Raw genomic sequence first — 25616 nt, 5'->3', positions numbered from 1 at the left:
AAGTTCGACTGTCAGGAGTAAATCTGTGCAGTCGGAACAGCATCGATCAAAGCCCACCTTCGGTGGGTTTTTTTATGGCGCAATCAAAGTTTGGCGTGTGTACTGTGACTGAAGGTATTTTTACGGCAACGGTTTCGCTTTTTTATCACGACTGAGAATGTGGCGAGTGTTCGATTTTGGGTGATGATTTCTGCAAGTCGATTTATGCCAACGCTTAGATAATTCGGAGAAGCCTGATGGGTATGTCGCGTTTTATTTTACTCTGAGATGAGTCCCATGATGGTGTCCACTACGACTGTAGTAGGAACCCCCATGGGCTGGGAGGTGAGTGCGTTTATTTGATTGAACACGGTTTGCCCTTCAACTATTGATAGTGCCAGCGTCGCCAATCGCCTGCTTTTCTGAACGCTATGCTTTGGGTGCGCCGCTCTTATCAACTTTATGAAAACCTCTAGGGCATCCTCGTAATAGTTGACCATAATTTTAGCTGCATAAGCGTGTACTCGAGCGGCAGCCCACAGCTCAATAAAGAAGCCAACCAAGGGGCTGTTAAAGGTTGAGTTGCACATCGCTTCGACAAACTGCTGGAGATGGTCTGTCGCATCCAGAGTGTCATGTTGATCCACTGTGTTCATCATTTCAGCCCATGTCTTGTCGACAATGCTTCCAAAGGCAGCTTCAAACAGGTGTTGGCGGCTTGGAAAGTAATACTGCAGCGTCGCCATTCGAATGCCTGCGACTTCCGATGTATTACGCACGGTAAGCGCGGAAAAGCCCTGCTCCAATAAGATGCTCGCAGCTGCCTCCAAAATGAGACTGCGCCTTTCTGCCGCTTTCAAGCGTTTGGTGGCTCGGTAGGGAGCTTTTGTGTTTTCTTTTGGGGCCATGGTTTAACGCATAAGGGAGATGCAGAGTAGTGTTAAGGATTTGCAATCGTGTGTCGATCTCGATTAATCTGTCATATGACAGATTAATAAGGATATAATAATGGCGCATGTAACCCACCTACCCGCAAGTTCTTCTGCTTCAGATATTGTTGCTGTTATAGAGGAGCGTGGCGCCGTGATAGTCGATGATTTTGTGTCTGCAGAATGGCTGTCTCAATTTAATCGCGCGATACAAACATCGATCGATAGCTACAAGCCCTATGATTACGGCGAGCCTGAGGCCATGGAGTTTCTTGGGTACAATACGGTGCGCCTTAATGGCCTTGTGAGCAAAGCCGACAACTACGTTGAGCTCATGTTAGATGAGCGGCTTTTGGGTGTAATGGATGCGTTGTTGGCGCCTAGCTGCGGACAATACTTACTGAATTCTAGTGAGATCATTGAAATCCACGGCGGTGAAACGGCTCAGGAGCTGCACGTTGACGACATGATTTGGCCAGGTCATTTTTGGATGCCGGGGCGCATGCTCCAGTGTAACTCCATGGTCGCAGGAACTGATTTTACTGAGGCCAATGGCGCAACCCAGGTTGTTCCCGGTAGTCATCTCTGGGAGGATCCTGAGCGAACAGCGAGGCCCAGTGAGATCGCCCGAGCGGTTATGAGCGCCGGCAGCATTGTGTTTGTTGGTGGCAAAACCTTGCATGGAGGGGGTACGAATATCTCTGGCACAGCGCGCAGAGCTATCGTCACCTCGTTTGTGCTGGGGTGGCTGCGTACCCAGGAAAACCACTTCCTGCACACCACGCTTGAGCAGGCAAAAACATGGTCTACGCGAGCCAGGCAGCTACTCGGTTACGACCTTTACTCACATTACGACGATGGCCTGATGGCCTGCCCACTTGGGTATTACGAGTATGGCAGTCCCGAAGTTCTGTTTGATGAATCGGCATAAAATAATCATGGAGCACTGTAATGAACAGTAAATTTCCAAGTCTTCCAAGCCCTCCGGATATATCGACTGCTGATCGCCAGTCTAGTTGAGCGCCTCGTGGTGCTCGTGGGTGATACTTCGAAAAAGCGCACATCAACTAAGCGCACTGTCGATTTGGTGTTTCAAACCGCTCTCAATATTGCGCTTGCGCCTCAGAAGTAACAACTGAATTAGCACCTGCCATTCATCCATAAACCATCTTTGGGAGGGTGTGGTTCGAACCGCTAGCCTATTGAAATCGCCAGAGCAGTCATGCGTGCCGGCAGCAAGACAACCTGTCCGGTCGCCTAGCTTCAGTCTGGCGTCGGTATCGACTGCAGGTATTGTTCAAGTGCAATGGGGCTATAGTCTTGAGTAAATTTGTCCAAATTTTGCCAGCCGTCTAATTTTTCAGACGATCGCCCATACTCCACTACGGGCAAGTCATCGTGGACCATTGGTACGTTGAGTGTTGCCAAAATATCTCGATCGGGAATTTTGAGTGCGGCTTTAAACTGTTCTGCGTTGGCAATATTAGTGGTGGGAAAGATGGTGGGGGCTCGGCTAAACGCAGCTTCAATTTGGCCGTCTAAATCCCGCGGGGTTCCATCAGAAAAGCCCAGCATGTACTTGTAAACCGAGCTGCGATTGGGGTCACGATAGGCCACCAGCAGCGCGTCAGGAAATACAGCTAAGAAGGTCTTAATCAACACAACGGATTGATAGTCTGGGGAGCCGGGTATCCAGTGTTGAACGACACCTCCGGGATTCAGTTTGCTCTTTAGCATCTGCAAATAGTCAACTGAAAACAGGTTCGTGCTGCCCGGATAGAACGACCGATTAGTGCCAGAAAAAATAAGATCAAAGCTGCGTTTTTGGTGCTCCAGCCAGATTCGGCCATCCTCAATAATGACTTCAAAGCGTGGATCGTCAAAAGGTGACGATTCATATTCATCCCAAACTGCTTGCGCCAGCTCAATCGAGGCTGGAGAAATTTCTACTGTAGTGAATTTCTCTAGTTCCGGGAATCTCAGAAGTTCATAAGGTTCAAGTGCCAGACCTAAACCTATCGAATAAGCAGAGCGGATCTCCGGCTTGATCATAGTGGCGAGTAAAAAGTCGCCTTCTATTGAACCATAGGCGGGGCTTTGCAAATAATTTTCGTACATGTCGTTGAGATATAGGTAATGCATTTTACCTCTCTGTGACGACACTTCATTGACTGACCAATAGCCAGATTCATCCTCTGCTGACCAGACCGGATCTTCATCGTAAAGGGAGAAATAACGGGCGCCATAGGGGTCTAGTGGGACCAGCCAAAGCAGTGCAGCAACACACAAAGCGCCAAGCGGATATATCACCTGCGATTGCATTTTTGTTTTGGGCGTACCCGCGGTGAGCATCACAGCCCCCAACAATAACAAGGTGCAAAAAAGTATGACCCCATACAAATTAGTAACGGGTATTAGGATGAAGCCAACGATTAGGATTGCGAGTATCGAGCCAATATTGTTCATCATCATGGCGCGGCCAGTGTCATGCCCTAATGTTGTAACACCCTCGCTGAGCAGGTTCAGGATTATGGGTGTGCTGCAGCCGATGAAAAAGATGGGTAAAAATGTGTAGATTGATATGATCGCCACTGCTGACAGTTGGTAAGGAATTGCACGAGAAAGTTGCTCGTAGTGCAGCCCGTTAGTGAACACAAGGATGCCTATCAGCGTGCAGCTCAGGGCCGCGAGCTGCAGCAGTGCAGCGGTATGTCGGCGTGCAGCCCGGTTACGAAGCCAAAGGCTAGAGCAAAAGGCGCCCGCCGCGTAGGCGCTTAAAAATACTGACAGTACAAGTGCGAAAGTGAAACTAGTGTGCTCTAAGCTGATATATGCCAGTCGATTCCACAAAATTTGCAGGCCAAGAGACGCCGCCCCAGAAAGCATAAACGCGTAGGTTAAAGCGTTGGATTTAGGTGGCCTCGAACCTGAGCGGAGACGCGGCGCAGCTATTTTTCTATTGAAGGCTGGGGCCGCGACGGTGTAGGTAATTAAAGCCATCGCCGCACTCACTATATTGAGTGCGGCAGCAATGAACATCTGATCTTGCCCGTGAATCAAGCCCATTAAAATCCAAGTGGTGCATACGCTGCCGGCAAGGGCGCCGAGAGTATTCGCCCCGGTTATCCAGCCAATGCGTTCGCCTCGTTCGTCGTCAGCAAAGATACATGCGGTGAGAAAACAGGGCACCGTGGCACCCATGCAAGCCGTAGGTAGCAATAAAAAAAGCAAACAAAGCACAGCGCGGGCGCTTAGTAGCAGGGTGCTACTATCAACTAAGGTGAGGCTCAGGGCTCCGTTAATATTATCGAGCACCTCGAAGCCACTGAAAGAAATGATCCCGTAGCTCCCGATAACAAATTCAAGGCAGGCAATCAGTAACAAGGTGTTTTTCAGCCGGTGGGAAAATCGCTTGATAAGGTAAGCGCCCAGGGAAAAACCCACGAAAAAAGCTAGGATGGTCAGCGTAGTAGCGTAGTGTGCTAAGCCAAAAATCGTAGTCAGCTGTCGCTGCCAATTAATTTGGTAAATGAGCGATGCACATCCAGAACACCCGGCAATCGATAGAACCGCCAGTAGTACAAGATTTTTTTTCTGATTAACCACGGTGTTCACTTGGATCTTCTTTTCAACCTTGAACAAAAGGCCCTGTTAGACGGGTACGTTAAGTTGTGCTGCGAAGGTCGCTACCCTTTATTGAAGTGATAGCTCAAAAGTAGTGCAGTTCGGACTTAATGTACAACAGGAAGGCATGGGTTTAAGACGTCTCTGCACGTTGGGAAGCAAATTATTTTGATAAGCCAAGAATGAAACTTGAATAAGCTATCTCTGAAGGCTGCTTAGTGGGCGTAAGCGCGGCTTTACGTTGGGGCCACCCCAGTGGGGCTACAGCAGGGTCATTTTCTATGAGCGCATTGACCGTTGCTCGCGATTGTCGACTCATGTGCTCTTACTCGTATTTATTAAATGCCTTAAGCCCAGTTATAGAAGCCGATGGGCCTGTAATATCCGTGTAAACAAGCTCACCGCTGGCCCGTCTGTCAAGTTCGGCAGCATTAGCCTCGTCGGTATCGATGTGCATTTCGAGGCGATAACCGGGGCTGACTCGAACCAGTACATCGCAAAAAATAAGGTCTCGAGGGCCACCGGTTATGCCAATCTCTACTTCATCTTTATTTTTCACACCAAAGCGTTTCGCATCATCGGGATGCATGTGAATATGGCGTCGAGCGCAAATAAGGCCTTCTTGGAGTCGCACACTGCCGTTGGGGCCCTTAAGCGTAATCGGTGCAGACCCATTTACCCTGCCAGAGTCTCTTACCGGAGCATCCACTCCTAAAAAATACTCATCTGATCTTGAGATTTCTATCTGGTTTTTACTGCGTAAAGGACCCAGCAAACGCACACCTTCAATGGTATTTCTTGGCCCGATCAGCGTTACTTTTTCCATGCAGGAAAATTGGCCCGGCTGAGATAGGTCTGCGTGGTGTGTGGGCTCTGCATCCTCTCCAAATAAGAGAGCGAAAGTCTCCCTGTCTAAATGTAAATGCCGCGCGCTAACGGCGATAGGAATACTCAAATCGGTTTTCAGGTTTGCTTGCCGCTTAATCAGTCGCGCCGCTTGCTGCGCGATCATCAACTCTTCATTTGTTTTAATGACAAGGGTTGGCACTCTGGAGTTTTCAGCGGAGATGAGCGCAACGCTGTTGCGGTGATCAACCTTTGCTTGATGGTTTCTATCTTCGTCTATTTGTATTCCTAAAAACTCTAGTCTTTGTAAAATGCGCTGACGTAAGCTGGCACTGTTCTCCCCGATTCCGCCTGTTAACACGACGGCATCTACGCCACCCATTGCTGCAGCATAAGCGCCGATATATTTTTTGGCGCGGTGGGCAAATACAGCAATGCTCAGGCGAGCTCCATCGTGTCCCGAAGCCGCCGCCTCCTCAATTTCCCTGACGTCGCTACTGAGTCCCGACAATCCTTTGAAGCCACTTTGGCGGTTTAGTAATTCGTCCAATGCGTCGACGTCTTTAACTTCATCACGCAATAGCTTCAAAACGACACCGGCGTCAATGTCTCCTGAACGTGACCCCATCATCAAGCCTTCGACGGGAGTCATACCCATACTCGTTTCCGTTGAACTGCCCATTTCAACGGCGCAAGCGCTGGCGCCGTTACCCAGATGTAAAGTGATCAGGCGCAGTTCGTTTACTGGGCGCTTCAAATAACGCGCCGCTTCTGAGGCGACAAACTGATGGGATGTACCGTGAAACCCGTAGCGACGGATACGATGCTTTTTTGCAAGCTTGGCGTCTATACCATAGTGGCTTGCACGGCGGGGAAGGGTGGCGTGAAACGCCGTGTCAAAGACTGCGACCTGCGGCGCGTCAGGAAATGCTGCTTGCGCTGCTTTAATACCGCTTAACGCTGCTGGGTTATGCATTGGTGCCAGTGGCACCCATTCCTGAATTTTTGCGAGTACTTCTGCGTCGATCAAGACTGCATCTCGAAAACTGTCGCCGCCATGAACAACCCGATGGCCAATCACATCGATGGTTTCGTCCTGGGTTGCTTCAAGGAGTTGCTTAATTGCAAGCGCAGAATCAAAAGTGGCATTTAATTCAATGACGCCCTCGGTGACGGCCACATCCTGTAGAGAGTTGATTAGCTGGTATTTGACGCTAGATGAACCACAGTTCATGACTAAGATATTCATGCTTTGTGCTCGGCTCCAAGACTGAGTCGTATTACTGTGTTTTAGTGTGTCGCGGTGAAGGCCGTTTTAGCACGAAATGGGAATCCATGATGTGTTAATTGGTAATTATGAGTTTATTTTTTATCCGTCATGCGGGTATAACCGTTGCAGGTTTTAATGGGCATAGCGGCTGTCCTGAACCCCCATCGCAGCTTTGTGCAAAGTTAGCGACTCCTTCGGCTAATTGAAGTGGTTCGGGTCGCGCCCTTAACCTTTGACTGAGCGTTTTTTTATGTCCCACTTTAACAACCTTGAATCATCAACTCTTGGCGTGACGCTGAGCGATCGAGGTGCTGGCTTGGCCCAGATGGTATTCAGGGGCCGCAATATTAAGTTGTTGCTCGATACGTCTGAGCTGACCACTGATGTCATTGACCAGTTTTGTATCGGTGGCACTGTGGGTCCGTATGCGGGCCGATTACGCAATGAAAATGAGTCCTTTGGGGACGCGTCTGTGTTGCTGCACGGTAGCGATACGGGGCTGCATCTAGTGAACTGGCAGCTTAGGCAGACGGATCATGCGACTACCGTGAGTTATGCCACTAATCTCAAGCATGGTGATGGGGGTTTACCTGGTGATCGCGATTTTTTTGTGCGTTATACCCTCGAAAACGATTGCCTGATTATTGATTTGGCCGCAGCTTCAAACCGCGATACTCCTATCAGCTTGACTAACCACGCTTACTTTACGTTGGGCGCACAGTCCGTCGGTGACTTAGCACTGCAAATTAACGCCAACTCGGTTTTAGAGACCGATAGCCTCCAGTGTGCTACTGGCGGTTTGCTGCCTGTTGTGGATACCGATCTAGATTTTACGCGCCAGCGGTCGCTTGCTGGCGCTCAAGGTCCGCTGGAGCTCGATCATAGTTATAAACTCAATTCGGCGGTGCGGGCAGGGCTTGTACCCCATCACGTGGCCACACTGTCGAACTTAATCAACGGCCTTAGTCTTAATGTTTCAACCACACAGCCTTGTTTGCAGGTTTACACCGCATCACAGTTGTCCACGCCCTTGAGGCCTTACAGTGCTATTTGCCTCGAAGCTCAGGGCTTCCCAAACGGCCCAAACCATACGTTGAGTCATGACGAATCAATACTCAGAGCAGGCCATTCAGTGAGCCAGCGAATCGTTTACCAAATTACTGAAGCTCTCGAGGCTGATCCGATCAGCCTAGCTGGGTAGATCATTCACCAGACCTAGCCGGAGCCCTCAGACAATGTTTTTTTGCGAGGACATAGTTGGTTTGTTCTGTAATGCTCGGTGGTTCTGTGCCGCCAGCGTTGACATTTTTCTAGCCCAAAATCTCAAAAAAATAGGATGCAGCGGTAACACTGACTGCGAGGCTCTGCAGCTCTAGGGCTGATGTCACTTTCTTGTGGATACTGAATTTTATGGTCGCGCCATTCGTATACAGATAATGGGGTTGGTTTTTTCAATATTTCAAATTGCGACAGCTCAGCTAGGGCTTTCATGGTTTTTTGCCAACCAGACTAATGGCACGAGCAGCGCGGTGGTAAGCGCAAGTATATAAAAATTGTTGATGTAAGAGATAAGCGACGCTTGCCGCATGATACCGCTTTGCAAAATGCTCAGGCCTATCTCTTGGTTGCCCAAACTCACTCCATCGGCCAGTGCGAGACGAAACATGTCCCCTGTGGCGTAGATCGACTCGCCCAGTTCTGACGTGTTTACCTGAATGTTATGAGCCAGAATACTCATGGTAACCGCAGCACAAAATGATTGGCCGACATTACGCACCATATTGAAAAATGTTGAGGCTTGTAGACGTATCTCTGAATCCATGTGCGCAAAAGATAGGGCGCCTAGCACCACAAATACAAGGCCCAACCCTATCCCGTGGATAAAACCTGCGCTAATAAAACTCCATGTAGTGAAGTAGATCCCCATTTTTGCGTGTGCCCACATGGCATAGGCGGCAATAGCAATCCCAGCGCTAACAAGAATTCGAGGGTCGATCTTGTCTGCTAGTCGCGGTGCCAATGCCATTGCCAGCATCAACCCAAAACCGCGGGGAGCCAACAGCATGCCGGCAGCCTCTACGGGATAGCCCATCAGCGATTGCATGATGACGGGAAGCATGATCATGCTAGCCACCATGTTGCCGCCTATGAAGAAAAACAGAATGTTTCCCACGACAAAATTTCTATCCCGAAACAGTTGTCGGCTAAATAAGGGTTGGGTTGCGGTTGCCGTACGGACCACGTAGACGTAGATAGCGCTTAGTGCGAGGAGAGCCCAGCAGATGATTTCCCAGGAGTCGAACCAGTCTTTTCCGTGGCCTCGATCCATCATCATTTGAAAACTGGCCATGGCCACAACCAGAGTGAGAAACCCTAACCAGTCAAAACGTAGGTCGCCCCGGGGCGGGGATTTTTTGATAAGAAAGGTAATTCCCACTGCGGCGAGTAGGCCAAAGGGCAGGTTGACGAAAAACACCCAGCGCCAATCCATCCATTCCGTGATGTAACCGCCCAGTGTGGGCCCTATGATGGGTCCGAACATGACGCCTAGGCCGAATAAGGCCATGGCTTTGCCCGTCTCCTCGGGTTTAAAAGAACTGAGCACAATCGCTTGCCCAACTGGAATGAGCGCCGCGCCGGAGAGTCCCTGCAGGACGCGGTAGAGCACCAAATCCTGTAGCGTAATTGCCAAGCCGCAAAGTACAGAGGAGAGCGTGAATCCTATGACAGAAACAAGCATGACTGTTCTAACCCCGATTCTTGCAGACAGCCATGCTACAGCTGGCGTAGCAACGGCGGCGGCAATGATGTACCCCGTGATAACCCAAGATATTTGATCGATGGTCGCGGAAAGTGAGCCTTGTATGTGCGGAAGGGCAACGTTGGCGATCGTGCTGTCAATGGTGTGCAGCATGATGCCCATCAGTACAAAAACAAGCGTCAGCGTTCTCAGTTTGGGGTAGCGCAGTAGCGAGTCAGCAGGCACCGAGTCGTCTGCTTCATCTCCTTTTGTATTTGCGGCGCTATTATCGGACATATATTTTTCAAGCAGCCTTAGAAGGCGTAAAGCTTATCCATCAAAGACTGTAGGCTGCGTGAACTGCCTGTATCAATTCGGATTTCTACACTCATCCCCGCTCGCAGCTTTGGAAGTTTCGCGGTGGGCTTCACTCGTAGGCGAACGGGTACGCGCTGCGTTATTTTCACCCAATTTCCGGTGGCGTTTTGCGGTGGCAGTATGGCGAACTCCGCGCCAGAGGCCGGGGCAATGCTCATGACTTCGGTGGTCATTGTCACATCTGGGTAGGCATCTATGACAAAAGATGCCGGCTGTCCTACCTCGAGCTTGGTCAGTTGAGTTTCCTTTAGGTTCGCCTCTATCCAGATTTCATTGTCACTCACCAGCGAGAACAGGGGCTGCCCCTTGTCGACGAACTCTCCGGGGTGCAAGTCTACTTTTGCTAACGTGCCAGATATGCCTGCGTGTACGCTCGCGTGCCTGCGCTCATACTTTGCCCGGGATAACTCTCCCTTGGCTTGCCTAACTTTTGGGTAGTCATCAACGGCTTGATCGGGATTCCCCTCTAACTGTGCCAGTGCTGTGGCCACCTCTGCCTCTGCAGCGCCGATGGTGTGATTGGCGACGTTTAAGGTGTGACGTCTGGCGGCCAATTTTTCCTGCGACACTGTTTGCCCTTCTGCTAACTCGATGACTCGGTTCAACTCTTGAAGGGCGTAGTCATGATCTTCCCGGGCAGCTGCTAGGCGCACCGTTTGGCGGTGGTAATTGGCCTGCTGCAGAATCACCTGATTGCGGGTGTCGTCCAACGCGGCGGCTGCTTTAGTCACGGCGATATCAAAAGGCTCAAAGTCGAGTTCAAAAAGCAGCTGTCCTTGCTCGACCCGTTGGTTTTCCTGCACTAACACGCGCATAACTTGGCCTGAAGCACCTGCGCTGATCATGGCAATGCCACTACGGATGTAGGCATTTTCTGTGACGATGTAGCGTCCCCCCGTTAGGTAAATATAGAGGGCGGTGCAAATAATGATGGCCGGGGCGGCAAAAAGAAGAACGATGCGTTTCATGCTGTGTCTCGCTTTGTTGCCAGGCTCGCGGTGTGGAGCACTAGGTGTTCACGAATTGCGGCTAGGTCTTGCAGCAGGGTTTTTGCGCGTTCTTCTGGCAGCGGTGCCAGCGCAATGTTGGACACTTCTGACAAGCGCTGCCATATCTGGTCAAGTACTGGGCCAGCGTGGTTGGCTACGTGCAAGCGACGTACGCGGCGATCGTTGGGGTCCGGGTGGCGTTCGATCAGTTCCATCAGCTCCAGATCATCAACAAGTTTGGTTACTACGATTTTCTGGACGTCCATTAGTGCGGCAATTTCTGTTTGGGTAGAGCCCTTGTAAAACGTCACATAGGCCAGCACCCGCGCTTGCGCACGCGTTACTTTTAGGTTGCCCGGGATGTGTTCAAAGGTGCGGCTGAGCAAGCGGGCGAGGTCCTGAATCAGGAACCCAAACAGGTTGGTAGGGTCAGTTTCGGTCATTGGAACCTGCTGCAATAAAATATATAAAATATAAAGTATATTTGTTATACAGGTTGCCCTGGAAACTCGCCACCCCTGATCTGGAATTTTCTAAAAGATTTGACACCCAAGTGCTAAAACAATGAGGAGCTTACATGGACCACCCATTTGCAGATTTGATAGGTCTTCAGGTTGTTGAGTGCGATAGCAACACCAGCGAGGTGTCACTGACGGTCCGGCCGGAATTACTCAATCCCAACGGCGTGGCACACGGCGCTGTACTGTATGCGTTAGCAGACACAGGTATGGGCGCAGCAATTGCCTACAGTCTGGGTAAGGATGAGATCTGTGCAACGGTAGAAATTAAAATCAACTATTTCAAAGCGGTCTACGAGGGCACGGTGAGTTGTACAAGTCGGGTTGTCAATCGAGGAAAGCGATTAGCCAACGTTGAGTCAGATGTTTTTGCGAGCGGCCGGTTAGTGGCACGAGCTAATGGTAACTTCGCTATTTTCACACCCGGTTGATGATGCCGACGCCCTGCCAAAAGGTCGTTGCGACTGTTGCCGCTGGCTTTTGCTAGCGCTATGTATTGGGTGCTTCACCGATCCGACATGCATGGGGGGTATCGGACCGACATGCATGGGGAGTATCGGATAGCAAAATAATTTGGATTTGGGATGGATTAAAGCTGCTGCAGGAGGGGAGGGGGATTATACCTAGTCAGTAACTAGGTCGTTCTGCAGGATTTGCAATTTGGGTCTTTAGTAGAGCGGTACGCGCAAAGAAAGCTCACAGCAGCATGCCTGAGGGTCATGACGGTCTCTCGCTGCAGAACAGGACTAATTACCTTTCAAATACTTGGCCCTGCTAGGCGGTAGTCTCGGTTTCTACTCGATTGCGCCCTAATCTCTTGGCTCGGTAAAGTGCTTCATCTGCTCTTTGAAGCACAGCCGGAATGGTTTCACCGGGTCGGAAGCTGGCCACGCCGAAACTGGCTGAAACTCGCAAATCACCAAAAAATTTCTCGTTCTCAATGGCTTGGCGCAACTTTTCGGCAAAAGCTACTGCGCTGTCTCTGTTCGTTTGGGGCACAACGATCAAAAACTCCTCGCCGCCCCATCGTCCGGGCGTATCGGATATTCTGGACATTACTTTCGCAATCCTGCCAACACCGGCAATGACTTCGTCTCCAGCCTGGTGACCCCGAGTATCGTTTACCGTCTTAAAATGATCGATGTCTAGCAAGATGAGTGAAAGCTCGCCTTGGTATCGGCTAGTTCTCTCAAATTCTTGAGCTAGTACCTCGTCAAGGCGCCTGCGATTCACCAGCTCTGTCAGCGGGTCGATTGATGCCAAGTACTCGAGTTTATCGTTCGCAACCTTGAGCTCTCGCGTCCGTTCCTCAACTTTCGCTTCTAACTCTGCCGTGTACTGTTTTACGAGCTCGGTTTGTTCGATTAATGCCAACTTGGCCGCAATCATTCTAGCAACCGTCTCGAAAACTTTTCTGTCTTCCTCGCCATAGGCACCGGCGGTTTTACATTCGCTGTCAAGAACGCCATAGAGTCGATCACCAAAAATAATCGGTACGCAAAGCTCAGAGAGTGCGGGCTCAACGTCTGTCACGTAGTTGTCATGAACGCTCAGATCGGAAACTAGCATCGATTTCTTTGTTAAAGCGACGTGCCCCGTAACCCCGACGCCAATTTCAATCGTGAGGGGGTTTAAAATATCCTGATCGGAGGGGTTTTTAACTCCGATAGCAGCCGTTTGAACCAGACAGTTTGCCTCTTCATTTAAGTAATAAATGACGCAATCTTCGTACCCGAGACTGCCAACGATTTCTCGCGCGACAAACCATGCCAACTCTTTGGCGTTGATGACTGACACCATTTTTATCGCAAATTCATTGACGAGATTAGCTCGCGACAGAACTTTGGTTTTGGAGTCTACGAATGCGTCCACAATGGTCAGAGGTTCATATTGGCGGCGTCACTTTCACGCTGAGGGGTTTAAAGCTGAGTTGAGTCTAGTTCAAAATTCCGATGACACCAAATTGTTTGATCGAATATCAATACAAAAAAGGTGCCTCGATTCTTTTTGTATTACGGCAAAAAATACTGAGCTGAAAACAAGTAAAGGTTGAAGAAACCGTCATCATTTGACGAGTTTTTATTAGGGAAAAACTTTAACAAGTAGGGTTGCGGCCTGAAGGAAGTAGAAAATAAAAAAACATTTGGAGAAAAGGCGCATTGGCTTCATGAGGCCCAGCGCCCATAGCCGATTCATCAGATCTGCAGAGATTGTTTGGTTGCCTAATGGATACCTCGATCAGAAAATGATCAAAGGTCTCAATATCAGACCGCCGTAGATTGCCGCAAAAAAACGGCAGAAGATGCTACTTCCTAGCCATCCGATGGAAAAAAGTTGTGGTCAGGGGCGATGCACCACAATTTCGTCATTACCGATAGGTAACTCAAACCACATAAGGTCTTCGGTAAGAACGAAGTTGTCAGGAGCCCCGCGCATAAAGATCGTCTTTGTTATGGCATTGGGCGGAACCGGCACCAGATGATAGTAGGCGACCATGGCGACGTTTGATTGTTCCCCTAGTGCAACCAATGAGCCCGTGGAAGCATGGTAGTCCATGACATCTGTGACAATCTTGGATTGCCGCGTTTGACCGACTGCCTCTAAAGCGCGTGAAAGTGCAGTGAGGGTAGGCAGTGATAAGGCGTCATGGAGTAATAGATCGGCTCCCTCCGCGATCTTTAGGGTGTTTTCATTGACATTGCTGTCCCCTGAAATCACGACGCTGCGGCCACGGTAGTCAAATCGATACCCTACCGCCGGTTCAATGGGTGGGTGTTCCCCCACGTACGCCGAAATCTTCAGTTCACCATCTTCTAGGACAACACCCGGCTCAATGGTTTCATGGGCCAAAACACCGAGCGCGGGCGGCAGTAAGTCCTCGCCGTGATGTCCAACCCGATAGATGCGATCTTGGCGGTAGCCTGCATTCACCGCACTGACGACTTCATCGACGCCACGTGGTCCCCAGACCTTCAGTGGAGCTGGCCTGCCATTGACCCAAGAACCCAGATTGACTTCATAAATTTCGGCAATATGGTCAGAGTGAAAATGCGTGAGTAATAGGCCGTCTAGTCGTGCTGTAGGTAACCTCAAAAGGTTAATGTTATCTGTTGAACCTACGCCAGAATCGATAAGATAAAAGTGCTCGGGTGTTACTACGGCAATGCAAGCTTGAGCCTGCCCCATGCCTAAGGGCGATGCGCTACCGCAAACATAGACTCTCAAACCTTCTGGATCTTCCAGCGGTTGAGCTGCATTTTTGGCGAGGGCTGCTGTGCCACGTTCGAGCAAGGTGTCTTGCACAGCGGGGACGTTAACTAAGCCTCGACCCACAAAAAAAAGTATCAATAAGCCGAAGAATACGAGCCCCAATTTTTTCATGCGTTTGCTCCCCAAATTTGTGTATGTATCACTGCTCCAGCGTCCCCGGAGTTTTGGCCTTCCTGCGGGTCTAGCACCTTAAGGCATACCTAGTGCCATAACATTACAGCGTAACTCATGCTGCTTCAATGGTCGTGCCATAGCCTCCGTCGCACATTTTCTTGATTACTCTAGAGCTCAACTAGGATGGGGTTGCTCTAAAACGGCAACGTGGCTGTTTCTATTTGTACCCGTAATCAAGACGCTGATAATTCGAATAGGTTTGCTGTCATGGGCGCCCGCGGCTATCGAAATTCAAGCTCTTTATCTTTAAGTCCCCCGATGCGCAGGGTGATAAAATCTTTAATATAATTTTGGTAGTTTTTCCAGGGTAGTCGATTGCCTTGTTTCGGGAACTGATCCCGCGCCCGCAAGACATAGCCCGCGTCAAAGTCGAGAAGAGGCTCCTCGTCAACAGTGCCTATCATGCGCGGAGTAATTGTCGAGTATTTTCCACTCGCCATTTTATTCAGTAGACGGCAAACGTAGCTGGCGGTGAGGTCGGCTTTGAGCGTCCACGACGAGTTGGTGTATCCCACGGTAAACGCCATATTTGGCAGGTCGGAAAACATCATGCCGCGGAAAATAAAGCGATCGGTGAAGTCGAGCTTTTGATCGTCAATGCTGTAATCAACACCACCTGCAAATTTCAAATTGAGCCCCGTCGCCATAATAATAATGTCGGCATTTAGCTGCTTGCCCGACTTAAGCTGGATTCCTGTTGCGTTGAATTCATCAACATGATCGGTAACGACTTCAGCGCGTTTTTCGCGAATAGCGGTAAACATATCGCCATTGGGGACTGCGCAGAGGCGTTGATCCCAAGGGTTGTAGTTTGGGGTGAAGTGAGTGGCAACGTCATAATCTGGTCCCAACTGTTTACGCACCTCGCTCAGCAAAAAATGCCGCAACTGCTTGGGGCGTTTTCGGGACAATTGATAAATATAAATTTGAAACAACACCTTTTTCCAGCGGGTTAAGCGAGATGCCCAGGCCACAGGCAGCCATTTACGCAGCTTCAACGCCGTGGGGTCCTCTAGGGGTACGTCGGCAATATAGGTGGGCGAGCGTTGCAGCATGACCATGCTAGCTGTGTCTTTGGCCATGGTGGGGACAAGTGTTACGGCGGTAGCACCGCTGCCAATCACCACAACCCGCTTGCCTTTGTAATCAAGATCTTCAGGCCATTGTTGGGGGTGCACGACGGTTCCTGAAAAATCGTTGAGGCCGACAAATTCGGGGGTATAGCCCTGTTCATAGTCGTAGTAGCCGCTACAGCTAAAAATGAATTGGCAGCTAACAGTGACGCTCTCGCCAGTATTGCCGCACTCAGCCGTAACGGTCCACCGTTTTTCGGTAGACGACCAGCGCGCTGAAACGACTTTGCGATGATATTCAATATGACGTTCCACATCATATTCTGCTGCCGTTTCACGGATGTAATTAAGAATTTTGTCACCATCGGCAATAGCCGATGGATCGCGCCAGGGCTTGAAGCCATAGCTAAAGGTATACATGTCACTGTCTGATCGAATGCCGGGATAACGAAATAAGTCCCAAGTTCCGCCGCTGGCAGCACGAGATTCGAAAATCATAAAGCTGCGCTCCGGGCAGTTGCGGCGCAGCTGGCAGGCTCCACCAATGCCGGAGAGTCCGGCCCCTATAATGAGGACATCGACCGACTCGAGTTCTTTAGGCATAGTTTCCTATTCTACAAAATTGTCACTGTCATCGAGCGCGCTATACCATATCGGCGAGGACCAGGCGCGCTCCTGTATCGTTGCGGGCAAGTCTCCGCGAGGCAATTTGCCGCTGCGAATCGCGTCCCAAGTGGACCATCGGCACACCGGGTTTTCAAGTGCCCGCGCATAATAGAAGGCTTCTTGTTCTGGAACAAAGTCGGGGTCTTGCCACAGTACTTTTAATTCTGCTGCGCCCACGTTGGCGGTGGTAGAGCAGTCACCTAGATTGACCCGCGCATTATTGTCTGGGCAGCGGTGGGTATCCTGATTTACCTGAAGGTTGTTTGAGCAAGCGACATCGTAAACCTTTTCTTGGTGCTCGCCGTTTGTTAACCATCCTTTTACTATCTGAAGGCGCTGCAGAGGTGCAGTATTTGGGTCGGCTATGGCCCAGGTTAGAAATGAGGGCTGGCGCTTACCTTGAGCCTGCAAGGTAGCCCCCATTGTGGCGCCTGAGCGGTACGCCTCTTTGATCAGGTCCGTCTCATCTAGCTGATCCTCTGCGAAATGGTAACCGGAAAAAAAGCGCAGTTTGATGCGAGTGCCGCTGGTGGCAAAGGTTTCTTTACGACGCAATGCGTCGTATATCGCTTCACGAGTATTGGCCTCTGCCCAAACGCCCGCAATTCCAGAGGCCCCCCAATATTTGTAACCGGAAAAATCGAGATAATTTTGGCCATCGACTTCTTCAACCATTTCGGACGCCGCTAGTTTGACTAACGTGCCATACAGAAAACTTGCGGGTATCGAACCCCTTTTTTCGGGTGTGCTATCGAAAGCACCAATTTTCCCAAAATAGTTGTTTTCCTCCAGCGAGGCCGCGCCGGTATGCGTATCGCTAGAGCCAATAACTCCAAACTTATAGGGGTTTCCCGAGTCACGAGTGGTCAGACTCAGCCCGCGCTGCCAAGCATTACGTACATAACTACCTTGCGGGTTACTGGGAAGACGAGTAGACGTGCGAAGAGGGAAAATTTCGAAATTGGCCCATTCGTCGTTTTGCGATAGGAGGGGATGGGTTTCTGAAGTTCCTTTGACTTGAGTGATTTCTACGAGTGGCTCGTTACGCAGCCGCTTCGCTGCGTAATCGACATCAATGGGCCGGCCAGCCCAGTCGGTAAAGGCAAACATCGCGCCATTGGAGCCGTTGCTGTTATGAGGTATGGCTAGGCTTTCCACGTCTTGCTGACGTAACTGATCCATCCAGTCCCACAAGCCTTCGGGGTTAATGCTGTTGAAGCGGGAGAACGGTTGTGCGGGTAGGCGTTGTGTTGATCGGAAGATGACATTGCGATGAAGTGCTTCTCGCGCTTGAGTCGATGACGTGAATTCGTAGGCTGCAAAGGTGGTAAATACCCCCGGTTTGTAGGCGGCATTGGTGGCTTCGATCGTTTGCTGCCAGGCAGATTTACTAGCGCTATTGATAGAGTCTTCATCGATTGTGCCATCTAGCAGGTTGGCAACAACATCGCTGACAAAATTGTAAAAGGCTTTACTTCTCTTGGCGAGATCTAGAAGACCACCGTCGATTGATTCGTTGATATTATGATAAGGCTTAGCAAGCTCGTATTGTGAAAACGCAGAGTTAGTATCGATAGCCTCGTTAATGAGGCCCAGTAAGACTCCATGATCTGTCACGGCATAGAAATCTAGAGGTTGGGTTAGTTGTACCTCGAAGCCACTGGGGTGTGTAATTGCTTCACCTTGAGCATAGCGATAAGCATCAGACGGAGAGGCCGTCGTGCCAAATGCCGAGGCATCAAATGACAGAGCTGTATGCACATGTAAGTCGCCAAAAAACGCGTTGCGGTCGAGGTTGGGTTTTGGGCGCTCTGCCTTAGTGTATGCAGGTTTAGAGAACGATATAATTTGATTATTACCGGGTATGACCGTGTTAGTTGTCCGATAGTGTTGTTGTGCAGTTGTGCGCTTTTCGGCTTCGAGGCTATCTCCAGAGCAAGCAACGGAAAGTATGATGACCATAAGGAATGCTAGACGCATCAACATAGACTTATGCTCCTTATCGCTGGGGAAGGTGCAGAGTCGCATCAGCAATGTGTGCCGGTTTTACGATTAGTCATTAGAGCTTATCCAAATAGGGCTGCTCCATGCACGCTCTTGAATCGTGCTGGGAACGTGTGGACTGGGTGGCTGATTGAGGCGAATAGCATCATAGGTAGACCACCTGCAGGTTGGGTTCATCAGAGCACGAACATAGTAAAAGGCGCCCTGCTCTGGGTTGTAGTGGGGGTCCTGCCACAGTGTCTTCAACTCACTGGCACCTGAGTCGATGTTAAAGCTACAGTTGTTGAGATCAACGCTTGCGTTGTTATCTGGGCAGCGCTGATTGGAGGGATCAACAGATGCGCCGTCAGCGCACGCTATATCTACCACGCGTTCGTGAGTTTTTCCCTGTTTGTCGATCCAGCCCTTGATTATTTGTAGTCTTTGTAAGGGTGCATCCATGGGGTCCTGTGTGGCCCAAACATAAAACTGTGGAGACACGTTTTTCTGGTTAGTTGCTTCAGTTGCCGCGTTTTTAAGTACGCCGCCCATGGGCACGCCTTGATCTCTAAGTGACTCAATACCATTGGGATCTGAGGTCACGCTCGGATCAATATCCCAGCCAGCGTAAAAGCGCAGGGCTATGCGGGGCCCCGATGTTGCGTAGGTTTCACGGCGGACGAGGGCATCGAAAACAGCTTCACGAGTATTTTCTGGGGCCCACACCGCCGCCAGCCCTCCGGATGTATGAAATTTAAGGGGCGACTGGTAGTCGGCGCTTTCTGAGTTGTAACGTAAACGCCGTGTTGCCGAAGATGTGACGGCGCCCACTGCGCCGGGAAAATCCCACTCTTCTACATCACCAGGGTTTGAGTTGTGGCTGTCGGTAGCGGCAATAAAGCCCGTTTGCAATGGATTAAAACCTAGGCTCTGTTCGAGTTCCAAGCCGACTTTAAGGCCTTGCCGAACGAATCCCGTTTTAAAAGCGCAGCCGGTTGTTTCTCCGGGTTGGCATGGATCAAGTACCTGTTCGAAGGCGCATTCTTCATCGGTGGCGCCAACGCCTAGCGCACATTCCTGTGCTCCTTTTACCTGAAATATTTCGACCTGTGGTTCGTATTTTTGACGCAGCCGCCAGTCATTCTTGGTATAGGCCTGTCCATCCCAAGTGTAGGGCGAGTAGGTTAGGCCCCAGGCCTTATTGGGGTTGTGGGGCATTGTGAGGAAATTGCAATCTCCGCTGCAGGTGGCCTCAAGCCCCTGCCAAAGCGTGATGGCGTTGGGAACATCGAGGCTTGAAATTGCTCGCTCAGGCACGGTGTCGGTGCGAAAAATAATATTACGATGGTGTTTACCTTGAGCCGGCAGACCCGGAGAAAATTCGTAGCCAATCAGTGTAGTGAGCTCCCCGGGAACATTATATTGATTGGCCAGATCGATATACTTAGCCCAATCAGTTTTTGCATTTCTCTGACAGCGTTCAAGACTTCCATGCCCAAATCTGCAAGTAGGAAACGCGCCTTGTTTTGGCGAGGTACGCTGGGTTTGTTGGTATACGCCAGCAGGCTTCGAAGGGTCGCCGATAATGTCAGCGCCTCGGACACGATCAACCAGTAATTTAAAGATCATTGGGTTGGGTTCGTTTGCCAGCCAGCAGGCCGCGCGTTCAGAAAGAGAGAGTCCAGTCTCTTGGCAATGGGTGCGTGTACCAAAGCCTTCGGCATGATCAGTGATCGCCACAAAGTCTAAAGGGCGACTCAGCTGCATTGCTTCGCCACCTGCAGTTTTCAGCGTTTCCCCCATGGCGAAACGGTAGGCATCTTCGATGCTCAGCGTATTACCAAATAACGTGGCATCGAAACTTTCACGAGTGTGAATATGTAGTTCGCCCCAATATAAATTTTTATTGGGATCGGGTGAGGGTTGGTAAGCGTGGCTCTGTGCTCGTGGCAGCGTAACTCGGTTGTTGTCTTGCAGGGCATAATCACGAGCAGCGGTGGTGGGCCCATTTTTCTCGGCTGATGCTTGTAATGGAATCACAACTTTAGCCGTTATGAAGCCAAGACTTGCGAGTAATACTATGGTGATCACTACAGCAATTTTCTTTAGCATTTTGCTCTCGTGCCATCCTCATTACTTTGTCGCTGAATTCGGTTGCTTGGGCAATTTGTTCTGATGGATTTTCTGAGGCTGAAGGTCGTTTTGATGTATTTGGCCTCATTGTTAACTCGCCCCCAAGATAGTGCCGTCGGCATGTGGCGCAGGAATCATCTTCGGACATTTTTTCACTCACCTTCAGAGCAGCATGCCACAAATAGTAGAGGCAAGAGTTGTGCGTGCTAAGCCGCCGTAACTATCGGTGTAAATCGCGGTTATGTCAGTCTGATGGCGGGTCTTTCGGCAGCAGCGCTGGGCCGTCCTTGGCCTAATCGACCTCAGGGTTCTTCGAGGACATAGCGTCAGCACCCGTAAAAATGTTGACCGAAAATGATTCATAGTGACGGCTGAGTGATGCTTAAAGTTAGGCTGGCAGTATCGTTACCACGGGCACATAAAAATAAGGAAGGTTTCATTATGCGTCACTCTTTTAAAGTATCACCCTTTGCTTGGGTCGTGATCCTTGCGTTTTATGGGAGCATGGTGGCTGCGCAAAGCCTCCAATTGGAAGAGATAGTCGTAACAGCTCAGAAGCGTCTTGAATCGGTGCAGAACGTTCCGGCCACGGTTAACGTGATAGACGGAGACACGCTCAAAGACTTTAATGTGTTTAGCTTTTTAGACCTTGAGGCGCTGACAGCAGGCCTGCAAATCGATAGTTTCACCGGCCGCAGTGGGCGCATGACACTGCGCGGTATCAACTACAACCCGAACTCCGCAGCCGAAGCAGCAGTGGCCACCTACTGGAACCAGACGATTGTCGATTCGAACGCTGTCTACCAGCAGTTGTTCGACATACAGCGCATTGAGGTGTTGCGCGGACCCCAAGGAACGCTCGCCGGCCGAACCTCCCCTGCTGGCGCTATCAATATTCATACCGGTAAGCCTAATCTTGACGAGGTCGAAGGCGAGGTGCGAGCAACACTGACCGACAACGATGGCATCAACACCCAGCTGGCTGCGAGCCTGCCGTTGATACCGGGGCGACTGGCTTTGCGCTTCGCCGGCGTGTTTGACGAAAATGATATGGACGAAACTGTCAATGTCTTGACTGGAGAGACCAGCGCTACTGAGACGACAGCGGGCCGTTTTAGCCTGAGATGGTTGCTCACTGACAGTTTGAGTATCGATTTTGCAGCGCAGTACCTAGAGCGCGACTTCGATGATCTAGGTGTGCTTAGTGGCGTGCCTGCGGGGGATCCCAGACTGGATCCAGAGGGCTTATTGCCGTCCCTGAACTCCTATGATCGCAGTGACGCGCGGGTAGGGATCGATGGTGTATCCGACAACACGCAATCGGAGTATCTGAACACGTCATTGGTGGTGAACTGGGACCTGGGTTCCCACACGGTTACATCGGTGACGGGCTATCACGAGACCGACTCAGTTAGGATATATGATCAGGCGCAGGGCAGTTCGAACCCGGGTAACGTGGCAGAGCGAATAGCCGTAGATGATCGTACTGACTTTTCTCAGGAGCTACGTTTCGCCAGCAACGAAGGTGAGCGCTGGGACTACATGGTAGGCCTCTACTATGAGGATTCGGATATCTTTTTCAGTCAGGACAACCTTCAGATTCCCCTCAGTCCCTTTGCGGGGGGCAGCACCATGCTGTTATTCCCAGCAGAGTCAGAGCGCTGGGGCCTGTTTACCCACAATCAGTTCTACTTGAGTGAAAAGTGGACCTTGCAGCTGGGTCTGCGTTATCAGGAGATTCAGGTAGGTCGGGATATGTCTTTGGTCGCAGGCCCGAGCGGCATTAGCGTTGCGCCTCCGGGATTTCTCCTGGAGCAGGTTATCTCAGATGACAACCGGCGCTATGACGACGACTCCTTTACCGGTCAATTGGCACTTGAGTATACGCTGAGTGACGATATCAACTTTTACGGTGTGGTGAGCACTGGGTGGCGACCTGGCGGAGTAACGGTGACGGGATCGGCCTTACCTGAGGATGTACTGTTGTTCGGCGCCGAAGAGAGTATGTCCTACGAGCTGGGTTTCAAGAGCACCCTGGCTGATGGCGCGGTTCGAATCAACGGAGCTCTCTACGCCCATAATTTTGATGACTACATTTCTCGTCAGAATGCACTCAATATTATCAATCCGGACGGGAGTATTGACCGCAGTGGCATCACCGTTAACGGTGATGCCGAGGTTTGGGGTGCCGAATTAGAGTTGTCGGCAAACCTTAGCGCCAACTGGTATCTGGGCGGCTCTCTCAGCTACACCGAAGGTGAATACGCAAGTGGAACTTCGCTGCCCTGCAATGAGTTCGATGACAACGGCGTGCCAATTTTTCCTCCGGGCCAAGCCGTAGCCCAGTGTGATGAGAGTGGCAACCAGCTTGGCAGGGTGCCCGAGTGGACAGCTAGCGTGAACACGGAATATCGTGTGGACTTTGGTGGTTTTGAAGGCTACGGACGTGCGTTATTTGCCTACACCGGCAATCAATTCGCTGAAGCGGCTACGATTACGACGCCTGCGATCGATCTTGATGCCCACAATACCTTCGACGCATATTTGGGTGTTCGGACCGACCGATGGCATGTTGAAGTGTTTGCCCGCAATTTGCTGGATGAGGAAGCTCTCATCACGCGAACCAGCGGCACCGCTGTTGTGCGACGCCAGCCAACTGGGTATGCCAACCATTGGCCTATTCCAGGCCGCCGCCTTGGCCTGAGTGCCAGTTATCGTTGGTGACAGGTGACAGGTGACAGGTGACAGGTGACAGGTGGGCTCAATGGGTGATTCTTTCACGGCGTTATGTGCAGTTTCGCTTGTTTGTTATCGTGCTTAATAAGGGTTGCTAACCAACGTAATGAATCATTACCTTGAGACGCGCCCTAAAAATACAGTCAGAAACCGCTCTAAGTCAGCTATGGGTTAAGCGACTGACTCAGCGTGAAGTGACCTGCACGCATAAGTCATTGTTGAGGTGTTGAATCTAGCAGATCGCAGGCATTTACAAGTTGTGTGTGTGCTGCAGCCAGTGTCTCGGTGGTGAGTGGTGTTGCGGTGATCTGGTTGAGCATTGACCGTAGCGTGCTTGCGGTCTCTCGTGACATATCGCCCTCGTTTACCGCCGTCTCGACAGCGTCATTGGTTTGGGTCATTAATACCTGAATCTGTCGTATATCGGTGTTTATAGCAGTGAGCTCGGTGACCTTGTCTAGCTGACTTGTGTTAGCACTGCGTGCCTCGGCGGCACAAACGGCGTCCCGGGCAAGAAGGTCGAGGCGAACCGGTTTAAAACGGGCGATTCCGCCCGTGATCTTCGGGGTTAAGTCTGGATAAATAGCCTTACCCACCGCACGGCGCAAGGGTGAATGGGCCACGTATAAGCTACCATCAGGTGCGACGACACTCATCGCTAAAGAATCCTCCCGGCCCTCGGCAAAGTAGCGCAGCTTCCCGGTCATACGGTCCAGTAAACCCATGCCCGTGTGCAGCATAATGGTTCGGCCCAGCAGTGATTTCCCACCACCAATCATAATCACGACACCATTGGCAGTAACAGTAGCTGTGAGGGCATTAGATTGCGTATCCACATTGGCATAGCCGTCAAAACCGTTAAGTTCTGCAGTCCAAGCTCGGTTGCCGTATTCTCCGTGATCGATGAGTTGGATGACGTCATTGGCAGTGACGGCATAAAGTTCGTGGTTGTCGGGCGATACTGTGATGGAGCCCACTAAAGGCTCCCCAACGTCGACCCGCCATATTTCGTCGAGCTCGCTATTGAGAGCAATAACGTGCCCCTCGTTATCTGAAACATACAGGCGGTGACCGTCTGCACTAAGCGCTGGCGTAGAGCCCGTCCCACCTTGAAACACGGCGCGAGCCAATATCTGGAACTCGAGACCATGATTATTATTGACTAGGTTAAGGGCGTAAATTGCGCCCAGTTCAGATTTGCCATCGGTCGTACCGTCTTCGGCATCCTGGGCAGTAGCTGCCATGTAGATGCGGCTACTGTCTGGATCAATGCTGAAGTAGTTGGTGACGACGCCGCCACCGCCATAGATATAGTTCACCGCCGAGGAAAATAAACTCAAGCCGGCATCGGTTTTGCCAAAAGCGGCGTCCATTAATGGATCGACTCTATCGAGAATGAATTCGGGTATTTTTGTACCCTTGCCGCTGATCGCAGGTGCACCGGGGAGCTGTCCGATGGGCGCTATGGATTGGCCAGTTTTTCGGTCAAAGGCAAATAACGCTCCTGTCTTGGTGACCGTGATTAAAGAATCGGTGGCTGGGTGGTAGTTGAGACTGTGGAACTTTTTTTTGTCTGGGTTGAGCAGCTCCTTCGCCGTGAGTTTTAGGCCTGTAGATCGACTCCAAATTTTAGAGCCATCGGGTCTCAGTGCGGTAATGCGGTCATAGCCCACGATATAAAGTATTTGTGAATTTAAATTTTCGGGATCATTCAAAATAAAAGCAGGACTGCTGGTCTGAATGTTTTCGTCAGCTGGTAACGCCCAGCGCCGCGTCCCCGTTTTGGCGTCGAGTGACACCAGCACCACACGCTCACCGTGATAAAACTGAGGACTGAAGTACAGATTGCCCTCGTTATCAAAGAGGGGGCCGTTGCCGATGAAGTAGCTTGGTTCCGCGACCCAATCCAGCTCAAACATCGGTGCTGCAACGCCCCAAACGCTGTCCGAATTGGCCACGCCTACGTGAATCGCATTCCACTTTGTGGGCTCTGGAATGATGTCGTAGCCGTGCTGTCCAGTAACCCGGGCGCCCATTGGCCGCCACTGAGTTTTTTCGGGGGCAGTAAAAATTCTCGGGTTGTGCGCCCTGTCACCAAAAAAAATCAGGTTGATCGTGAAGCCCGTTATGCCGATTACTGTGGCTATCAGAAGAATCTTTTTCATAACTGCTGCCACTCTGGAATTGACGATGTTACAGATCCCCTGTTCTGGAGCATCCTCGAGTAAACCCTGTTGCTGTTTCAGTTCGCCAGTCTAGAGAGCATTACTGGAAAAATAGAATCTTATTCGGCCAAATTTAAAGTACC

At 50.7% G+C, this 25616-nt stretch carries 17 protein-coding genes; 4 read left to right on the top strand and 13 right to left on the bottom strand.

Annotation, left to right across the window (positions count from 1 at the left end; genetic code table 11):
- Window positions 1-257: 257 nt before the first annotated feature.
- Window positions 258-887 (bottom strand): TetR/AcrR family transcriptional regulator, encoded by a 630-nt coding sequence (locus ACMAY6_RS10325; protein WP_435211600.1) that lies wholly within the window; start codon window positions 885-887, stop codon window positions 258-260.
- Between the two features lie 100 nt (window positions 888-987).
- Between ACMAY6_RS10325 and ACMAY6_RS10320 the strand changes: the two genes are divergently transcribed.
- Complete coding sequence (locus ACMAY6_RS10320; protein WP_435211598.1) at window positions 988-1839, top strand: phytanoyl-CoA dioxygenase family protein; 852 nt, start codon at window positions 988-990, stop codon at window positions 1837-1839.
- A gap of 332 nt (window positions 1840-2171) precedes the next feature.
- Here the strand turns inward: ACMAY6_RS10320 and ACMAY6_RS10315 are convergent, their stop codons facing one another.
- From ACMAY6_RS10315 to ACMAY6_RS10305, 3 genes are all read right to left on the bottom strand, one after another.
- Window positions 2172-4523 carry a fused MFS/spermidine synthase gene (locus tag ACMAY6_RS10315; protein WP_435211596.1) on the bottom strand — a complete coding sequence of 784 codons (2352 nt, stop codon included), beginning with the start codon at window positions 4521-4523 and terminating at the stop codon, window positions 2172-2174.
- Window positions 4524-4695: 172 nt separating this feature from the next.
- The gene (locus tag ACMAY6_RS10310; RefSeq protein WP_435211594.1) at window positions 4696-4851 is read right to left on the bottom strand and encodes a hypothetical protein; all 156 of its coding nucleotides are present in this window, start codon (window positions 4849-4851) and stop codon (window positions 4696-4698) included.
- Between the two features lie 6 nt (window positions 4852-4857).
- Window positions 4858-6627: an acetate/propionate family kinase gene (locus ACMAY6_RS10305; RefSeq protein ID WP_435211592.1), complete on the bottom strand. Its 1770-nt coding sequence runs from the start codon at window positions 6625-6627 to the stop codon at window positions 4858-4860.
- 271 nt (window positions 6628-6898) lie between these two features.
- Here ACMAY6_RS10305 and ACMAY6_RS10300 point away from each other — a divergent pair, with 271 nt between their 5' ends.
- Window positions 6899-7849, top strand: a complete 951-nt coding sequence (locus tag ACMAY6_RS10300) for a hypothetical protein (protein WP_435211590.1) — start codon at window positions 6899-6901, stop codon at window positions 7847-7849.
- A 273-nt stretch (window positions 7850-8122) separates the two neighbouring features.
- On the opposite strand, the gene ACMAY6_RS10295 is transcribed toward ACMAY6_RS10300, so the two are convergent.
- From ACMAY6_RS10295 to ACMAY6_RS10285, 3 genes are read right to left on the bottom strand one after another with little or no spacing between them, the layout of a single operon-like run.
- On the bottom strand, window positions 8123-9685 hold the full coding sequence (locus tag ACMAY6_RS10295) for a DHA2 family efflux MFS transporter permease subunit (RefSeq protein WP_435211589.1): 1563 nt from the start codon (window positions 9683-9685) through the stop codon (window positions 8123-8125).
- Window positions 9686-9702: 17 nt separating this feature from the next.
- Window positions 9703-10734 carry an HlyD family secretion protein gene (locus tag ACMAY6_RS10290; protein ID WP_435211587.1) on the bottom strand — a complete coding sequence of 344 codons (1032 nt, stop codon included), beginning with the start codon at window positions 10732-10734 and terminating at the stop codon, window positions 9703-9705.
- On the bottom strand, window positions 10731-11198 hold the full coding sequence (locus ACMAY6_RS10285) for a MarR family winged helix-turn-helix transcriptional regulator (RefSeq protein WP_435211585.1): 468 nt from the start codon (window positions 11196-11198) through the stop codon (window positions 10731-10733). The genes ACMAY6_RS10290 and ACMAY6_RS10285 overlap by 4 nt, the downstream gene beginning before the upstream one ends.
- 134 nt (window positions 11199-11332) lie before the next feature.
- Here ACMAY6_RS10285 and ACMAY6_RS10280 point away from each other — a divergent pair, with 134 nt between their 5' ends.
- The gene (locus ACMAY6_RS10280) at window positions 11333-11704 is read left to right on the top strand and encodes a PaaI family thioesterase (RefSeq protein ID WP_435211583.1); all 372 of its coding nucleotides are present in this window, start codon (window positions 11333-11335) and stop codon (window positions 11702-11704) included.
- A 343-nt stretch (window positions 11705-12047) separates the two neighbouring features.
- On the opposite strand, the gene ACMAY6_RS10275 is transcribed toward ACMAY6_RS10280, so the two are convergent.
- From ACMAY6_RS10275 to ACMAY6_RS10255, 5 genes are all read right to left on the bottom strand, one after another.
- Window positions 12048-13145: a diguanylate cyclase gene (locus ACMAY6_RS10275; protein WP_435211581.1), complete on the bottom strand. Its 1098-nt coding sequence runs from the start codon at window positions 13143-13145 to the stop codon at window positions 12048-12050.
- Window positions 13146-13613: 468 nt separating this feature from the next.
- Window positions 13614-14654, bottom strand: a complete 1041-nt coding sequence (locus ACMAY6_RS10270; RefSeq protein WP_435211579.1) for an MBL fold metallo-hydrolase — start codon at window positions 14652-14654, stop codon at window positions 13614-13616.
- A gap of 284 nt (window positions 14655-14938) precedes the next feature.
- Complete coding sequence (locus tag ACMAY6_RS10265; protein ID WP_435211577.1) at window positions 14939-16393, bottom strand: flavin-containing monooxygenase; 1455 nt, start codon at window positions 16391-16393, stop codon at window positions 14939-14941.
- Between the two features lie 6 nt (window positions 16394-16399).
- Window positions 16400-18442 (bottom strand): DUF3604 domain-containing protein, encoded by a 2043-nt coding sequence (locus tag ACMAY6_RS10260; RefSeq protein ID WP_435211575.1) that lies wholly within the window; start codon window positions 18440-18442, stop codon window positions 16400-16402.
- Between the two features lie 66 nt (window positions 18443-18508).
- Window positions 18509-20551: a DUF3604 domain-containing protein gene (locus ACMAY6_RS10255; protein ID WP_435211573.1), complete on the bottom strand. Its 2043-nt coding sequence runs from the start codon at window positions 20549-20551 to the stop codon at window positions 18509-18511.
- A gap of 462 nt (window positions 20552-21013) precedes the next feature.
- On the opposite strand from ACMAY6_RS10255, the gene ACMAY6_RS10250 reads away from it, so the two are divergent.
- Window positions 21014-23296, top strand: coding sequence for a TonB-dependent receptor (locus ACMAY6_RS10250; protein WP_435211571.1), 2283 nt, complete (start codon window positions 21014-21016; stop codon window positions 23294-23296).
- A 224-nt stretch (window positions 23297-23520) separates the two neighbouring features.
- On the opposite strand, the gene ACMAY6_RS10245 is transcribed toward ACMAY6_RS10250, so the two are convergent.
- On the bottom strand, window positions 23521-25473 hold the full coding sequence (locus tag ACMAY6_RS10245) for a PQQ-binding-like beta-propeller repeat protein (protein ID WP_435211569.1): 1953 nt from the start codon (window positions 25471-25473) through the stop codon (window positions 23521-23523).
- Window positions 25474-25616: the final 143 nt, after the last annotated feature.

Source organism: Luminiphilus sp. nBUS_16 (assembly GCF_051201645.1).
GTDB lineage: Bacteria > Pseudomonadota > Gammaproteobacteria > Pseudomonadales > Halieaceae > Luminiphilus.
This window is presented reverse-complemented; position numbering and strand designations above follow the sequence as displayed.

Excerpts from the sequence above, each read along its gene's own strand:
- ACMAY6_RS10285 (WP_435211585.1), bottom strand. The coding sequence starts at position 11,198 with ATGACCGAAACTGACCCTACCAACCTGTTTGGGTTCCTGATTCAGGAC.
- ACMAY6_RS10245 (WP_435211569.1), bottom strand. The coding sequence starts at position 25,473 with ATGAAAAAGATTCTTCTGATAGCCACAGTAATCGGCATAACGGGCTTC.
- ACMAY6_RS10280 (WP_435211583.1), top strand. The coding sequence starts at position 11,333 with ATGGACCACCCATTTGCAGATTTGATAGGTCTTCAGGTTGTTGAGTGC.
- ACMAY6_RS10250 (WP_435211571.1), top strand. The coding sequence starts at position 21,014 with ATGCGTCACTCTTTTAAAGTATCACCCTTTGCTTGGGTCGTGATCCTT.
- ACMAY6_RS10265 (WP_435211577.1), bottom strand. The coding sequence starts at position 16,393 with ATGCCTAAAGAACTCGAGTCGGTCGATGTCCTCATTATAGGGGCCGGA.
- ACMAY6_RS10295 (WP_435211589.1), bottom strand. The coding sequence starts at position 9,685 with ATGTCCGATAATAGCGCCGCAAATACAAAAGGAGATGAAGCAGACGAC.
- ACMAY6_RS10270 (WP_435211579.1), bottom strand. The coding sequence starts at position 14,654 with ATGAAAAAATTGGGGCTCGTATTCTTCGGCTTATTGATACTTTTTTTT.
- ACMAY6_RS10290 (WP_435211587.1), bottom strand. The coding sequence starts at position 10,734 with ATGAAACGCATCGTTCTTCTTTTTGCCGCCCCGGCCATCATTATTTGC.
- ACMAY6_RS10260 (WP_435211575.1), bottom strand. The coding sequence starts at position 18,442 with ATGTTGATGCGTCTAGCATTCCTTATGGTCATCATACTTTCCGTTGCT.
- ACMAY6_RS10325 (WP_435211600.1), bottom strand. The coding sequence starts at position 887 with ATGGCCCCAAAAGAAAACACAAAAGCTCCCTACCGAGCCACCAAACGC.
- ACMAY6_RS10305 (WP_435211592.1), bottom strand. The coding sequence starts at position 6,627 with ATGAATATCTTAGTCATGAACTGTGGTTCATCTAGCGTCAAATACCAG.
- ACMAY6_RS10320 (WP_435211598.1), top strand. The coding sequence starts at position 988 with ATGGCGCATGTAACCCACCTACCCGCAAGTTCTTCTGCTTCAGATATT.
- ACMAY6_RS10300 (WP_435211590.1), top strand. The coding sequence starts at position 6,899 with ATGTCCCACTTTAACAACCTTGAATCATCAACTCTTGGCGTGACGCTG.
- ACMAY6_RS10310 (WP_435211594.1), bottom strand. The coding sequence starts at position 4,851 with ATGAGTCGACAATCGCGAGCAACGGTCAATGCGCTCATAGAAAATGAC.
- ACMAY6_RS10255 (WP_435211573.1), bottom strand. The coding sequence starts at position 20,551 with ATGCTAAAGAAAATTGCTGTAGTGATCACCATAGTATTACTCGCAAGT.